The sequence below is a fragment of the Streptomyces sp. S186 genome (assembly GCF_051603415.1).
In the GTDB taxonomy this organism is placed as follows: domain Bacteria; phylum Actinomycetota; class Actinomycetes; order Streptomycetales; family Streptomycetaceae; genus Streptomyces.
Window position 1 is genome coordinate 7,868,297 of record NZ_CP193932.1, and the last position, 15,140, is coordinate 7,883,436.

13 protein-coding genes are annotated in these 15,140 nt (G+C 70.6%); 6 read left to right on the top strand and 7 right to left on the bottom strand.

The window, feature by feature from the left end; genetic code table 11:
• Positions 1-243 precede the first annotated feature (243 nt).
• Together ACRAS8_RS34335 and ACRAS8_RS34340 are read right to left on the bottom strand one after the other, a co-directional pair.
• Positions 244-1,551 (bottom strand): MFS transporter, encoded by a 1,308-nt coding sequence (locus ACRAS8_RS34335; RefSeq protein ID WP_438489939.1) that lies wholly within the window; start codon positions 1,549-1,551, stop codon positions 244-246.
• A complete protein-coding gene (locus ACRAS8_RS34340) occupies positions 1,451-2,992 on the bottom strand; it encodes a M20 family metallopeptidase (protein WP_438489940.1) in 1,542 nt (513 codons plus the stop codon). Before ACRAS8_RS34340 ends, ACRAS8_RS34335 begins: the two co-directional genes overlap by 101 nt.
• 177 nt (positions 2,993-3,169) lie before the next feature.
• Here ACRAS8_RS34340 and ACRAS8_RS34345 point away from each other — a divergent pair, with 177 nt between their 5' ends.
• Positions 3,170-4,090: a LysR family transcriptional regulator gene (locus ACRAS8_RS34345; RefSeq protein WP_438489941.1), complete on the top strand. Its 921-nt coding sequence runs from the start codon at positions 3,170-3,172 to the stop codon at positions 4,088-4,090.
• 121 nt (positions 4,091-4,211) lie between these two features.
• Entirely contained in the window at positions 4,212-5,474 is a 1,263-nt protein-coding gene (locus tag ACRAS8_RS34350) for a M6 family metalloprotease domain-containing protein (RefSeq protein ID WP_438489942.1), read from the top strand.
• 93 nt (positions 5,475-5,567) lie between these two features.
• Here the strand turns inward: ACRAS8_RS34350 and ACRAS8_RS34355 are convergent, their stop codons facing one another.
• A complete protein-coding gene (locus tag ACRAS8_RS34355) occupies positions 5,568-6,536 on the bottom strand; it encodes a DUF1259 domain-containing protein (RefSeq protein WP_438489943.1) in 969 nt (322 codons plus the stop codon).
• 179 nt (positions 6,537-6,715) lie between these two features.
• Here ACRAS8_RS34355 and ACRAS8_RS34360 point away from each other — a divergent pair, with 179 nt between their 5' ends.
• From ACRAS8_RS34360 to ACRAS8_RS34375, 4 genes are all read left to right on the top strand, one after another.
• The gene (locus ACRAS8_RS34360) at positions 6,716-7,429 is read left to right on the top strand and encodes a response regulator transcription factor (protein ID WP_438489944.1); all 714 of its coding nucleotides are present in this window, start codon (positions 6,716-6,718) and stop codon (positions 7,427-7,429) included.
• Positions 7,426-8,589, top strand: coding sequence for an ATP-binding protein (locus ACRAS8_RS34365; protein ID WP_438489945.1), 1,164 nt, complete (start codon positions 7,426-7,428; stop codon positions 8,587-8,589). The genes ACRAS8_RS34360 and ACRAS8_RS34365 overlap by 4 nt, the downstream gene beginning before the upstream one ends.
• 103 nt (positions 8,590-8,692) lie before the next feature.
• Positions 8,693-9,373: an ABC transporter ATP-binding protein gene (locus ACRAS8_RS34370; RefSeq protein WP_438489946.1), complete on the top strand. Its 681-nt coding sequence runs from the start codon at positions 8,693-8,695 to the stop codon at positions 9,371-9,373.
• Positions 9,370-10,164, top strand: coding sequence for an ABC transporter permease (locus tag ACRAS8_RS34375; protein WP_438489947.1), 795 nt, complete (start codon positions 9,370-9,372; stop codon positions 10,162-10,164). The genes ACRAS8_RS34370 and ACRAS8_RS34375 overlap by 4 nt, the downstream gene beginning before the upstream one ends.
• Positions 10,165-10,188: 24 nt before the next feature.
• On the opposite strand, the gene ACRAS8_RS34380 is transcribed toward ACRAS8_RS34375, so the two are convergent.
• The 4 genes from ACRAS8_RS34380 to ACRAS8_RS34395 form a co-directional block, all read right to left on the bottom strand.
• The gene (locus tag ACRAS8_RS34380) at positions 10,189-12,258 is read right to left on the bottom strand and encodes a bifunctional polysaccharide deacetylase/glycosyltransferase family 2 protein (RefSeq protein ID WP_438490679.1); all 2,070 of its coding nucleotides are present in this window, start codon (positions 12,256-12,258) and stop codon (positions 10,189-10,191) included.
• Between the two features lie 273 nt (positions 12,259-12,531).
• Complete coding sequence (locus ACRAS8_RS34385; protein WP_438489948.1) at positions 12,532-13,074, bottom strand: hypothetical protein; 543 nt, start codon at positions 13,072-13,074, stop codon at positions 12,532-12,534.
• A gap of 215 nt (positions 13,075-13,289) precedes the next feature.
• Positions 13,290-14,153: a chitosanase gene (locus ACRAS8_RS34390; protein WP_438489949.1), complete on the bottom strand. Its 864-nt coding sequence runs from the start codon at positions 14,151-14,153 to the stop codon at positions 13,290-13,292.
• A gap of 328 nt (positions 14,154-14,481) precedes the next feature.
• On the bottom strand, positions 14,482-14,943 hold the full coding sequence (locus ACRAS8_RS34395; RefSeq protein ID WP_438489950.1) for a hypothetical protein: 462 nt from the start codon (positions 14,941-14,943) through the stop codon (positions 14,482-14,484).
• Positions 14,944-15,140 lie beyond the last annotated feature (197 nt).

Below are 15,140 nucleotides of genomic sequence, written 5' to 3' on the forward strand. Positions count from 1 at the left end.
CATCGGCCGCACGTGGGCCGCCGTGCTGGTTCGTGGGGGGTGCGGCGTGCACCGGAGTTGGTATTCCGCATCGATGGGGCCGCGGCAAATAACCTAGAAAGTTACTATTACGTTCACCCGAGGGTTTTGTAACGAAAGTGACTCGGTCGACTCGGGTCGATCGGACCGGGCAAGGGTCGTGCTGTCCCGAACTTCCGACGGGCCACCGGGTATTGCGCCCCTCCCTCGCCTGCGAGCGCCCGGTCAGCGGATGCCGCGGATCCGGTACGCGCCCGCCAACGAGGCGACGCTCAGGGCCGACAGGGCCAGCAGGTAGTAGCTCGGCGAGATCGGGGAACCGGTCGCCGTGATCAGCGCCGTGGCGATCGCGGGGGTGAAGCCGCCGAAGAGGGCGACCGTGGTGTTGTAGCTGAACGCGAGCCCGGTCGCGCGCGCCTCCGCCGGGAAGGCGTCGGCCATCACCGACGGCAGCGCGCCGAAGTACGCCGCCTTCAGCAGGCCGAGGACCGTCATGCACAGCGCGAGGGCCGGGAAGGACGGTGCCTTGGCGAGCCAGAGGAACAAGGGGACGGCGCTCAGGCCGATAAGAGCCGCGGCGGGGACCATGATCCGCAGTCGGCCGAAGCGGTCGGCGAGCAGTCCCACGACCGGAGTCCCGAACGTGAGGACCGTGCCGGTGATGAGCAGCGCGGTGAACGACAGCGAGTCGTCCAGGCCCAGTTGCCTGATGGCGAAGGTGGGAAGGTACTGCAGGGTGTAGTTGAGAGCGGTGGAGACCACCAGTGCTCCGCCGGCGATCAACAGGCCGCTCCAGTGGCGGCGGAACACCGAGCGGATCGGCGAAGGCGCCCGGCCGCGCTCCCGCGCCGCCGGGACCTGCGTCATCGCGGGCGACTCCTCGACACAGCGCCGTATGACGTAGCCGGCCGGGCCGACCAGGAGGCCCAAGACGAACGGCAACCGCCAGCCCCACGCCGTCATCTGGGCCTCGGACAGCACCGCGGTCAGCCCCGCGGCGCATCCCGAGGCCAGCACGGTGGCGATGCCCTGGCTGGCGAACTGGAAGCTGCCGAGGAAACCCTTGCGCCGGCCGTCCTGCTCCACCAGGAACGCGGTGGCGGCGCCGAACTCCCCGCTGGCCGCAAAGCCCTGGATCAGCCGCGCGAGCACGATACCCAGAGGTGCGGCGAACCCGAGCGTGGCATATCCGGGCATGAACGCCATCAGCCCGGTGCCGAGGACCATCAGCCGGATCGACAGCATCAGCGCCTGCTTGCGCCCCCGCCGGTCGGCATACGAGCCGAGCAGCAGGCCGCCGATCGGACGGATCAGATAGCTGATGCCGAACACGGCGTAGGTCTGGAGGAGTTGGATGCCCGGGGTGTCGGCGGGGAAGAAGGTCTTGCCGATGTACGTCGCCATCAGGGCGTACAGGGCGAGGTCGTAGAACTCAAGGGCGTTGCCGATGGTCGCCGCCGCTATCGCGCGCTTGGCGGAGGCCCGTCTCGGGGGCGCGCTCGGCTCGGTGGGTTGAGGGGAGACTGCGGTCATCGCGAGTCCTTCCGGCAGGCGCCGGGCCGACGGTCGTCAGCCGAGCGGGGGCGGGGAGCGGGAGGTCGGCCGCGGGATGGCCGAGGGCGTGGAAGAGCGTGGCCGCCAGCACGATGCCCTCGCGGGCGAGGGTGCCGAGCAGGTGCTCGTCGGGGGCGTGCTGGAGGCAGCCGGGGTAGGAGTGCGGCAGCCACAGGGTGGGCAGGCCGAGGATGTCGGTGAAGACGTGGTTGGGCAGCGAGCCGCCGATGTTGGGCAGGACGGCGACGGTCTTGCCGGTGGCCCGCTCCAGCGTCGCCTCGGCCCAGCGCACCCACGGGTCGTCGAGCGGTGTGCGGCTCGCGGGGAAGCTGCCCCGGACGCTCACGTCGACCATCGGATAGCCGCACTCGGCCAGGTGCTCGGCGACGGCCTCCCGTATCCCGCTCACCTCGGTGCCGGCGACGTACCGCAGCTGCAGGACGGCCCGGGCCCGGCCGGGGATCGCGTTGACCGGGCGGTCGATGTCGGCGGAGCCCAGCGACAGGACCTCCAGGGTGTTCCAGCCGTAGAGCCGCTCGGCCAGGGTCAGACCGGGCTCGCCCCACCCCTCGTCGGGGGCGGGGTCGCCGGGACTGCCTGCGACCGTGACGCCGGCCAGCGCCGCCCGCACCTCATCCGGGAGGCCGGGCGGCCGCAGCGCGGGGACCTGGATGCGGCCGTGCCCGTCGACCAGGCTCGCGACGGCACCGGCCAGGGTGGTGGCGGGGTTGCGCAGGATCCCGCCCCAGTTGCCCGAGTGGTACGCATCCGGGCGCAGGTCGACATCGAGCACAAGCCTGACACCCCCACGCGCGCCCAGGAACAGCGTCGGCGTCGCCGCGTCCAGGCGCGGCCCGTCCGAGGCGATGAGAACGTCGGCCCGCAACTGGTCGCGGTGCGCCGCGGCGAAGGCGGCAAGGCCCGGTGAGCCGGTCTCCTCGCCGGTCTCGAACAGGAAGGTCAGGTTGAAGCCGAGCGTCCCCCGCTCGGCCAGGAGCAGCCGCAGCGCGGTGAGGTTGACCAGGTGCTGCCCCTTGTTGTCGGCCGCCCCACGGCCGTACCACCGGTCGCCGTCGGCGGTCAGCGTCCACGGGTCGCGACCGTTGCTCCACTGGCCGGCATGGCCGTCCACCACGTCGGCATGCCCGTAGCAGAGCAGCGTCGGGAGTTCGGGGGACTCGACGCGGGTGCCGACGAGGAACGGCCCGCCGGCCGGATCCGGGTTGGCGTATTCGGCCACGGAGCACCCGAGGCCGGTCAGCGCAGGAACGAGAACGTCGTCGAGGTATGCCTTGACGGCAACGCGGTGTTGAGGTCGGGCGCTCACCGTCGGATAGCCGACCATGGTGCTCAAGTCGGCGAAGAAGGCGCCCGAGTCGACGTACTCCTCGGCTCGCTGGATCAGACTTTCGGGGATCACTTGGGGTACTCCCGGGAATGCAGCAGGTAACGGTGAACGGCGCGTGCCGTGTTGGCTCAGCAGCGTAAGGGCGCCCGCTGCGCACTGACTATTGCCGTTTGTGCCGCCCAGCGTTCTAATTTCGGCACACCGGTGTACGCGTCGGGCGGCGCCGCTCGACGTATCCACGGAGGTCCGATGCAGCTCATGCCGGTGAGCCTGGCGTACTTTCTCGAAGTCGCCCGGACGGGAGCGGTGAGCGAGGCCGCCCAGAATCTGCGGGTCGCCCCCTCGGCGATCAGCCGCCAGATCGCCAAGCTGGAAGCCGGGGTCGGCGTCCCCCTGTTCGTCCGGCATCCACGCGGGATGACCCTGACCGACGCCGGCTCGCGCCTGCTGGTCCACGCCCGCCGCAGCGAGGCCGAGTCCTCCGCGCTCCTCACCGAACTGCGCACCGGCAGCGGCGCCGACGTCCGCAGCGTGACCGTGGCCTGCTCCGAGGGTTTCGCCCGCCGCCTCGTCCCGCATGCGATGGCGGCCTTCCGCCAGGACCATCCGGACGTGACGTTCCGGCTCGACCGCGTACCCCACCAGGAGGCCACCCGCCGGGTGGCCGAGGGGATCGCCGACGTCGCCGTCACCTACGCGATGGGCCCGCGGCACGACGTACGGGTGGAGTGCGCCGTGGTGGTGCAGATGGCCGCCATCGTCCCGTCAGGACACCAACTCGCCGACCGCGAGCGGGTCGGCCTGGCCGAACTGTGCGCGTACCCATTGGCCCTGGCGCCGGCCGGAACCACCCAGCGCGACCTCTTCGACATCGGCGTGCAACTGGAGGGACTGACCGTCCGGCCGGCCCTGGTCTGCGACGCCATGGCCTCGAAGTACGAGTTCGTCCGCTCCGGCGGCGGCATCGCACTCGTCGGCGACCTGGGCGTCCCGGACCCGCACCCGGACCCGGCCGCCGAAGGCGTCGTCTACGTACCGCTCGACCACCCGGTCTTCCGCCGCCGCGAGGCCCAGGTGCAGACGATGCTCGGCCGACAACTCCCCTGGGCGGCCACAGAGTTCACCGGGCTGCTGGTCTCACTGCTGCGACGGTCGGAGTCGACGCGATGACTGTGAGTGGCTCGCAGCGGATGTTATGGGCAGGCGAGGGGTACCCAACACGGCGTTCAGCCCTCAGTCTTGTGCGCACTTCACACGCTGTTCATATGGATTCATATGGAGGTGCCAGGCCGTGAAAGCCCTGCGTGTTTCCCGCAAGCGAGGTGCGGTGCTGCTGTCGGCGGTAATCGCCGGTCTGCTGCTGGCCGTTGCCGGAATTCCGTACGCCCAGGCTTCGCTGATATCCAGGGCAGCCGACAGTTCCAAGGCAGCCGGCAGTTCCAGGGCGGCGGACAGTTCCAAGACCGCGGACAACGCCGGTGACTGCGCGCTGCCGGGCCGTACCGGATGGACGGACGAGGGCCACAACACCGACTTCTCCGTCTTCCAGCGCCCCGCCGGGACCATCAAGGCCGCCATGATCTTCGTGGACTTCCCGGACGCCCCGGCCACCGAGTCGCCGGGCGACGACGCGGCCCAGGTCACGCCCGGCGCGGACTGGGTATGGCAGGCGTCGTACGGCAAGGCATGGCTCGCCATCACCCAGCACCGGCACTGGGTGCGTATGCCCCACAACTCCACCGACTACCACTTCCAGCGCGGCTTCAGCCACGAGACCCACGAGGCGTACATCAAGGATGCCGTCACCGCCGCCGATGCGGACGTCGACTTCTCCCAGTACGACATGGTGTACGTCATGCCGACCAAGAACGCCGCGGCCATCTCCTTCACGCCCACCTATGTCTACGAGCCGGGCACGGACGGCGTCGTCGCCGACGGCAAACGCATCAAGTGGGCCGTCACCTTCGGCCAGGACATGTGGCACTGGGGTCCCAAACTCGTCGGCCACGAGACCGCGCACACCTTCGGACTGCCCGACCTCTACGCCTTCGACGCCGGCAGCGACGCGCACCGCTTCGTCGGTGGGTGGGACGTCATGGGCCTGATCAGCGGGGCTGGGCCGCAGTACTTCGGCTGGGAGTCGTGGAAGCTCGGCTGGACCGATGACAGCCAGGTCGTGTGCCGGGCCTCGGCGGGCAGCGACACCGTCCGACTCTCCGCCGTCGAGCGCCCCGGCGGAACCAAGCTGGCCGTGCTCCGCACGGGCCCCACGACGGCGTACGTGGTCGAATCCCGTCGCGCGGACCTCGCGGACCGGGGCGCGTGCGCGACCGGCGCGCTCGTCTACAAGGTCGACTCGTCCGTGCAGACCGGCGAAGGCCCCATCCGGGTCATGGACGCCAAGCCCGACGCCACCCCGCCAAGCGGCTGCCGGCCCCTGGACGACGCGCCGTACACGGCCGGCACGTCCTTCACCGACACCGACGCCGGGGTACGGATCGACGTGCTGAGCTCGGACGACCACTCGGACACCGTACGCCTCACCAAGTCGTAACTCGCCTGAAATGTGGGGGAGTTGCACCTTGGAGTCAGGCGACGACGTGACCTCGCTGAAGCCCGGGGCCGTAGCCGATCTGAGCCCAGCCGATCACGACGCGGGAGCCAGTGCGGTGGCGTCCAGGGCCGGGCGCAGGGACTTGGCCAGGGTGACGCCGTCACCGGTGGCCCAGTAGTGCAGGTAGAACAGGCGGGGCTGCTCGTCCTGGGTATGGTTGTGCAGTTCGACGATGTCAATGCCGCCCTTGCGCAGGTTCTGGATGACCTTTTGGACCTCCGCCTGGGTCATGACGAAGTCGCCGTTGATGGCGGCCTTGTCGCCGCCGAGTGGCTGGAAGTTGACGGCGGTGGTGATGCCGAGGGCGGGCGGCAGGATGTGCCGGCCGTCGGTGACGGTGTTCTTGCGGGCGAGGGAGAACTTGTAGATGCCGCCGTCGGCGGTGCCCTCGCGTCCGAGTGCCTTGTCGATGCCGTGGGTGTCCAGTGCGAGGGGTGGCTGAGAGGCGGGGGGTGGGGAGGCCGGCGGGGTGGCGGTGGCGGCCAGTGCCGCCTTGAGTCCCCTGGCCAGGCCGGCCGGGTTGCCCATGGCGTGGATGTGCGTCCACCAGATGTCCGGGTGCTGGGCGAGCAGGTGCTTGTGCAGGGCGGTCTGGTCGATGCCGGCGGCCTGCAGCGCGTCGGTGACCTTGGGCAGTTCGGGTTCGGTGACCACCAGGTCGCCCATGAGCATGGTCCCGTCCCCGTACGTGGCGAAGGCCGCATAGCCGCCCAGGGACAGGCCCGGCTTGATGGTCACGCCGTGGGAGGTGACGGTGAGGTCCTTACGGGGCAGCGGGACGCGGTACACGGTGCCGCCCATCAGGGTGCCGGTCCGGCCCAGGGTATGGGCCACGTCCTTCCAGTCGGCGGTGGTCGTGGTCACCGGCGGCTGCGGTCGGCCGCTGTGATCACGGTCTATGTTGGTGGCGGTGGCGGTTGTCCCGCAGGCGGTCAGCGCGAGCAGCACCGCGGTGCCGGCGCCGGCCAGGCGTAGCCGCCTGCTGCGTGAACGAGGGAACATCGGCCCTCCTCGGAAACGGGAGAGTGCCGGTCGCACACGGTCTGTGCGACCCACTGTGCAGACAACGGAAGCGGCCGATGATGAAGTGGAGATGAAGACGCGTCCGGCGGGGCCCGACTTCATCCGCACTTCATGATCGGCGGGAAAGGTCGCGTACAGGCGGGAGGAGGGACGACGCGATGCGGATCCTCGTGGTGGAGGACGAGCCGAAGATGCGGGCGCTGCTGCGCCGGGCACTGGTCGAGGAGGGCTATGCCGTCGATGCGGCCGCGGACGGGCCGCAGGCCCTTGCCCTGGCGCAGGCCGCCGCTTTCGATGCGGTGGTGCTGGACGTGATGCTGCCCGGCCTGGACGGCTTCGAGGTGTGCGCCAGGCTGCGCCGCCGCGGGGCGCGGGTGCCGGTCCTGATGCTGACCGCCCGCGACGCGGTCGCCGACCGGGTCGCCGGCCTGGACGGTGGCGCGGACGACTACCTCACCAAACCCTTCAGCCTGGCGGAACTGCTGGCCCGGCTCCGCGCCCTGATCCGCCGCGGACCGGCACCGCTGCCGCCGGTGCTCTGTGTCGGGGACCTGCGCCTGGATCCGGCCACCCGGCAGATCTGGCGCGGCGAAACGGAGATCACCCTGACCGGCAAGGAATACGCCCTGCTGGAGGCTCTGCTGCGCCGCCCGGGCACCGTCCTGACCCGCGAGATGCTCCTCGAACACTGCTGGGACTTCGCCACCAGCCCGTACTCCAACGTGGTCGACGTACACATCCGCTCCCTGCGCGACAAGATCGACCGGCCCTTCGGCGCGGCCGGGATCGAGACCGTCCGCGGCGCCGGCTACCGGCTGCGCCGCGACGGCGGCCGCCCCCGGCCCACCTCACCCCCGGCGCGTCCGCGATGAACAGGGTGCCGCTGCGGATCCGCCTGACGGCGATCTTCGCGCTGGCCATGGCCGTGGTACTGGCCGGCGCCGGATACCTCACCCTGAGCCGGTTCGCCGAATCCCAGAACGAATACACCCACCGGGTCACCCCCGCCCAGGCCCTCGCCGGCCAGGAAGCCTATGCCGACCTGCGCCGGGAACTGCTCACCGCGCTTCCTCTGGTGTTCGTAGCGGCCACCGTCGGCGCCTATCTGCTGGCCACCGCCGCGCTGCGCCCGGTGGAGCGGATGCGCGCCCAGGCAGCCGCCGTCACCGACACCACCCCCCAGCGCCGCCTCCAGATCCCGCCCAGCCGGGACGAGATCGCCCGCCTGGCCACCACCCTCAACGCCATGCTGGACCGTCTGCAGGCCGGACTGGAGAGGGAGAAGCGCTTCGCCGCCGACGCCAGCCACGAGCTACGCACCCCGCTCAGCCTGCTCACCACCGAACTCGACCTGGCCCTGCGACGGCCGCGCAGCCACGCCGAACTGACCGCCGCCCTGGCCTCCGCCAGCGAGGAGACCCAGCGCCTGGTCGCCCTCGCCGAAGACCTGCTGCTCCTCGCCCGCACCGACCAGACACACCACGGACCCACGCAACCGGGCCGGCGAACCATTGAGCTGGCGCCGCTGCTGGAACGGATCGCCGCCCGGCACCGGGCTGCCTTCCCCGAAGCGATCCTCACCGTGGACTGTCCTGATCAGCTCCATCTGGTGGCCGAGCCGTCCCGACTGGAGCGCGCGGTGACCAACCTGATCACCAACGCCCTCCAGCACGGGGACGGCCCCATCGAGATCACCGCCCGGGAACACCACGGCGGGCGCCAATCCCAGACCCAGTCACCGACCCAGACCCAGATCCACGTCCGCGACCACGGCCCCGGCTTCCCGCCCGGCTTCCTCCCGGCCGCTTTCGACCGCTTCACCCGCGCCGACCACGCCCGCACCGGCGGCGGCTCCGGCCTCGGACTGGCGATCGTCGCCGCCATCGCCCGCGCCGCCGGCGGTACCCACGGCGCGGCCAACCACCCCGAAGGCGGCGCGGACGTGTGGATCAGCTTCCCTACAGATCTCTCAACAGACCTCGCAACAGATCCCCCAACAGATCTCGGCGAAGATGACGCACATACCTCCTGACCGTCTCCGCACTCCCGTGCAACTCGGCGCGGGTCAGGAAGGATGCCTTGATCCGCTCTCGGGTCTACCGGGTGGCTCTACGAGGTGGAGGTGGAAGGCGACGATGGGCCCGAACGAGCTGTTCGCGCTGGAGCAGGTGACCGTACGGCGCGGCCCCGCAGTGCTGCTGGACGAGGTGACCTGCCAGATCCCCGCCGGGGCGTGCACCGCGCTGATGGGACCGTCCGGCGCGGGCAAATCCACCCTGTTGCGGCTGCTCAACCGCCTGGAGGAACCCACCGCCGGCCAGATCCGCCTGCACGGCCGCCCACTGCCGGACGGGGACGTCCTCGCCCTGCGCCGCCGGGTCGGGCTGGTCGGACAGCAACCGGTCCTGCTCACCGACCACGTCCCGGACGAACTACGCGTCGGCCGACCCGGCCTGACCGACGACCAGGCACAGACGCTGCTGGACCAGGTCGGCCTGCCCACCGCCATGCTCACCCGGCGGACGGCCGGACTGTCCGGCGGCGAGGCCCAACGCCTCTGCCTGGCTCGCGCCCTCGCGGTCGGCCCCGAGGTGCTGCTGCTGGACGAACCCACCTCAGCGCTGGACGCCGCCAGCGCCAGAGCAGTCGAAGCAACGGTGCGCCGCCTGATCTCCATCGGGCTGACGGTCATCCTGGCCAGTCACAACACCGCGCAGGCCCGCCGGATCGCCGACCGGGTCCTCGTCCTGCGGGCCGGGAAGCTGGTGGCCTGCGGCCCCGCAGCGGACATCGACCACCTCAGGGAGGAGTCATGAATCCCGCCGTCCCCACCTGGGCGGGGGTCGCCGCTTCCGGCGCACTGGTCCTGCTGGCCGTGGCCGTGGCATGGCACGGGCGGTTGCACCTGGCCCGCGAGATCGCCATCGCCGCGGCCCGTGCCGGGGCCCAACTGGCCGCCGTGGGTGCGGTGTTGCTGCTGGTCTTCCAGCACACCGGCTTGGCCGGAGCGAGTGGCTGGCTCGCGCTGATGGTGCTCATCGCCGGCCAGGTCGCCGCCCGCCGTGCCCGCGGCCTGCCCCGCGCACTGCCCATTGCCACGGCCGCGATCAGCGCCGGAACCGCGGCGACGCTCGGCGCCCTGCTCGCCCTCGGTGTCATCGCCGCCCAAGCCCGAGTGGTCATCCCCGTCGGAGGCATGGTCGTCTCCGGCGCCATGCAGGCCACCGCCCTGGTCCTGATCCGCATGCGCGACGAAGCCCGTACCGCACGGCCCGCCATCGAGGCCCGCCTCGCGCTCGGACTGCCGGCCACCGAAGCCTTCGCCCCCTACCTGCGCACCACCCTGCGCACCGCACTCATCCCCGCCGTCGACTCCACCAAGACCGTCGGCCTGATCAGCCTGCCCGGCGCCATGACCGGCCTCATCCTCGCCGGCGTCGACCCCTTCACCGCCATCCGCTACCAGATCGTCGTGATGTACATGCTGCTCGCCGCAGCCGCCCTCGCCTCCCTCACCTCGGCCCGCCTGGCCGAACGCGCCCTCTTCGACGACGCCCACCGCCTGCGCGACATGCGCGAGCCCGGCGCCTCCCAGGGCGTGTCCTAGGAGGCGCCGGGCCCCGCCCCGCCGTCAGCCCCGCGCCCCCGCCGTCGGTGACAGCGGTGGTTCCTGGTGGGAGCCGTAGCGCTCCATGCGCTGCCAGCGCAGGCGGCTGCCGGACAGGGCGGTGGCCACTGACTGGACCACCACGAGGTACATCAACTGGCGGTAGACGAACTGCTGGAACGGCAGGCTCCACAGCGGTCCGAGCCGTTCGCCGTCGAGGCGGAACGCATAGGCCCCGGTGACGACCTGGACGAGCAGGAACGAGCACCACAGCAGCAGTACGTGGACGGGGTCGAGGAAGATCAGCCCGTACACGCTCAGCACGTCGACCAAGGGTGCGAACAGCGGCAGCAGCACCTGGAAGAGCGCCAGGAAGAGCAGCCCGCGACGGCCGAACGTGCCGGCCGCGCCGCTCTGGCGGACCGCGCCGCGGTGCTTCCACATCGCCTGGAGGGTCCCGTAGCACCAGCGGTAACGCTGCCGCCACAGGGCGCCGAGGGAAGCGGGGGCCTCGGTCCAGGCGATGGCCTTCTCCTCGTAGACCACGCGCCAGCCGTCGCGCCAGATCGCCATGGTGAGGTCGGTGTCCTCGGCGAGGGTCGCCTCGGAGACACCGCCGACGCGCACCAGCGCGGCCCGCCGCCAGGCGCCGATCGCGCCCGGCACGGTGGGCATGCACCGGGCCAGGTCGAAGAGCCGCCGGTCCAGGTTGAAGCCGACGACGTACTCGATGTGCTGCCAACGGCCCAGCAGGCCACCTCGGTTGACGACCTTGGCGTTGCCGGAGACCGCTCCGATCCCCGGGTCGGAGAACGGCTGCACCAGATGGCGGACCGCGTCCGGCTCGAAGACCGTGTCGCCGTCCATCATCACCACGATCTCGTACGAAGCGGCGGCGATCCCCGTGTTGAGCGCGGCGGGCTTGCCCGCGTTCCGCTGGCGGATCACCCGTACCCCCGGCAGGCCGAGTGCCTCGACGATGTCGGCGGTGCCGTCGGTGGAGCCGTCGTCCACGACGATGATCTCGACCGGGTGGTCGGATGCGACCAGGGACCGGACAGTCGCCTCGATACCGGCCGACTCGTTGTAGGCGGGCACGATCACCGAGACCGGTTCGGTGACCTGCGCTCCCCACGTCTTCCTGGCATGCCGCCGGTGCCTGGCCGCGGCGATCATGGAGATCACCGCGCGCAGGATGCCCAGGAATCCGGCGACGAGCAGCAGCAGGTCGAGCGCGTCGAGGCCCCAGACCGCCCCCTTGAGCAGCCACAGCAGCCCGATGCCGAGCAGGTGTTGGGTGGTGGAGGCCGGGCGGGTGGCGTCGGTGAGGTGGAATGCCTGGCTGACCGTCTGGAAGCGGTAGCCGCGTGCCTTGAGGCGCGGGATCAGTGTGTCCAGCGCGGCCACGGTCTGCGCGCGGTCGCCGCCGGCGTCGTGGAAGAGGAGCACCTGGCCGGTGGATCCGTGAGGGGTGGCGTTGCGGACGATCCGCTGCACGCCCGGCTTCTGCCAGTCCTCGCTGTCCTGGGTGACGAGCACGGTCAGGTAGCCCTGCTTGCCGAGCTGTCGCATGGTGGCCCAGTCGGCATTGCCCACCGCGTCGGCGCCGGACGAGTACGGCGGGCGGAAGAGGGTGCTGGTGACACCCGCGGCGCCGGCCACCGCGAGCTGATCCTCCCGCATCTCCAGCGTGCGCTGCCAGTTGGGCAGGCTGGGCAGATAGGGGTGGGTGAAGCTGTGCAGGCCGAGTTCGTCGTGATCCTTCGCCATCCGCGCGGCCAGCTCGGGGTGTGCGGTCACGCCGGTGCCCACGAGGAAAAAGGTCGCAGGCACGTGGTGCCGTTCCAGCGTCGCCAGGATCTTGGGGGTCCAGGTCGGGTCGGGGCCGTCGTCGAAGGTGAGTACCACGGTGTGCGCCGGTGGGGCGAGCGAGACCGGTGACCCGCTCGCCGAGATCACCGGGCCGCCGTTCTGGACCGAGGGCGGCACCTGGTCGACAGGTCCCTGCGGAGGGTTCCCGCCGTCGTCCTGGAAGCCGAACATGTGCTGTGTGTAGCCCTCGATGAGCAGCGTGAGGGTGAGGGTCAGCACCATGGTCACCAGCAACACCCAATGGGTGCGAACCGGCGTTTCGCGGGCGGTACGGCCACGCCGTGGAGATGTGCTCACAACCGTGATTTCTGGAGGAGTGACGAGTTCTGGAACTGTCTGGAACTGATCGGCTTGCCAGGGAAGTGCCGGGGTTGGACTGCGCGGCGGTTGGACTGCGCGGCGCTGCAAGGAGTCGGCGGGGCACCGCGGGCGCGACCCAACGACCCACCGGCCCAGGGGCCCAGCAGGGCTTCCTGGCGAACCGTCAGGCGCGTATCAGAGCGTGCCGTGGGTGGGCGGAAGGAAGGAGGGCGTCGGGGACGGGGTCTGCTTCGGATGCGGGGAAGGCTTGTGGCCAGGGGAAGGCTTGTGGCTCTCGGACGGCTTCGGCCTCGGCGACGCTTTCGCGGTCGGGGACGGTTTCGCCGTCGAGGGCGACTTCGCCTTGGCGGACGCGCCGCCGATGGCCTTCGGCACCGTCGTCGTCCGGCCTGGGCTCCGATGCCGTTGGGGGGTGGCCGCGGCTGTGGGGGACGGCTGGGCCCGGCGTGTCTTGTGCGCGGCGACGGCGCCCGCGCCAGGCTTCGGCCGCATGGGGTGCGGCAGCAGCGCCGGCAGGGTCGGGCCGCCCAGCAGGGTGCTGACCAGCAGGGCGACGTAGGCCATTGCCGGAGCCACCAACGCGGCCACCAGGAGGCGCAGCCGCCTGCGGCGGCCTCCCGATGCGTCGACGAAGATGGGTTTGGGAGCGGTGCGCCGTATCGGTCCGGCACTCAGACGCAGGGTGTCACCGGTGGGCTCGGCCGGGGAACCGGCCACGGTAGGGCCCTGAGAGGGAACATCGGGAGACGTGGACGCGTCAGGCGTCACTTCGTCTCCGGCGGGCGCCTGGCCCTCCGGAATGGTCTGCACAAGATCCAGACACTAGTGGCTGAAAATGTACGGGCAGTACAGGAGTCGTGAAGCCCGCGAAAAAAGTCAGCAAAGCTGATGACTGGCTCGCCGGGTCGCCGCGACGGGTAGCGCGAAGTGTGTCAGTCCTGCGGCCTGCTGATGGTCCTTTTGAAGTCGGCGCGCACGGTCAGCGGAGCCTTCAGCTCCCACTCGCCGCGGTCCGCGAGCTCCTGCAGAGCCTGCGACCGGTCGACCGCCTGCGGCCAGTCGTTCCCGCGGTCGGGAGTACAGGGGTGCTTCATGTGCTTCTGCCGGACGGTGTTGAACCGGGCCAGCCACTTCGCCTCGTTCACACCGGAGGCCGGGTTGCCGCCGAGCGTCCGGTCGGTCTCACGGGCGATCTTGACCATGCCGTCGCAGTCATCGGAAGCCTGGCCCATCATCAGGGCGGTGTCGAAGAGGTTTTCCAGACCCAGTTCGCTCTTCACCCCCTCCTGTGCGCCCAGCTTCATGGCCGGGGTGAGGTACATGTCGTGTCCCACCTTGATCTGCAGCCTCCGGAACGCCGGGTCCAGGGCGGCCTTCTTCCAGTCACGCACGAACGCCTCGCCCAGCGCGCCGGTGTCCTCGCTTCCCGAGCCGGCCAGTCGCTGAAGGGCGCTGGTGTACTTCGCGAGCACGTTGTGGGGAGCGGCGGCGTTGTACGACCTGACCAACCCGAGCATGTCGCCGCTCTGGCTGCAGAACCCGATCCACCCCGCCGTGTAGCCACAGCCGTCGTGCAGATCGGTGATGTAGGCGTACTGCGGAACGGTGGCGCCGTTCTCGAACACCGCGGTGATGTCATCCATCATCAGGATCGCCGCCGGACCCGCCGCCGCGGGCGTCGCCGGAGCACCGGCCGTACCGCCGGCCTGGTCGGCGGTACCGGACGCACAGCCACCCACGGTGAGCACCGCCCCGAGGACGACGAGCATGGTGCGCCGTATTCTGCTCAACTTCACGAACCGCTCCACCTTCTTGCCCCGAGCCTTGCCGGAGACCTTAGCGTGCCGGGTTCTCGCTGATCAGGGTGGTGGACGCGGGCGCCGGAGGCCCGGGCAGGCGAGCCGCCTGGTGACGGCCGTAAGGCGCCCGCAGGCGGCCCTTCGGCTGACGTGTTCCTGCTGCCGGAGACCCGGGGCAAGGTTCTGGAGCGCATCTGAGCCCGAGTTCTGGAGCGCATCTAGCCGGATCGCGGTCTGACCTGCGACGAAGCATCGAACGCGGCGATCGGCGCTATGGGCGGCGGAGGATCGCCCCCGCGTACATCCGCTGACTTGAGCGGGTGCGTCAGCCCTGCCCGGACGTGCTCCGCCGGGCGAGGATCCACTCGCGGCCCGCCGCGCGAGGTGGCCGGAAGATGCGCTGCGGTCCCTCCCTTCTTGCGAGCCAGGTCAGGAAGGTGAGGAGGAACAACCCTTCAACGATCAAGGAGAGGAGCCCGTACGGCGGCTCCCAGTCTGTCTCGTAGTAGCCGCCAGGCAAGCCGGTGGTGCGCGACAGCAGGAAGCCGGTGATCATGCCCAGGCAGACGAGAGTTCCGGCCAGCCACACGGCCGTGGGACGCCTCATCGTGGCAAGGCCGGCCGCCACGGCCAGCATGACGGCGCTGCCCACGGCGAAGAGGACGCCGATGTAGAACTTCTCTTCGAGGTGGCTGGGGGTGAGGAGGCCGTGCAGCACCGTGTTCCCGATGGCACAGCACACGCCCAGTCCTCGTAGGGCGGCTCCGGTGGTCTTGGTGGAGGTCATGGGGACTCCAGGTGCTTCCGTCGCGTTGATCAGGCAATCCGAGACGTCCTCTGTTACTCACTACGAGCGGAAGCGGTCTGGGGATTTCTTGGGGATTTCTGGGGATTCATCGTTCGCAGGCGGCGCCGCGCTCGGGGGCTTTACCCGAAGCCTCCTCTCCACGCACTTCGCCGCACCACGAGCCGCCGGCTGGCTCC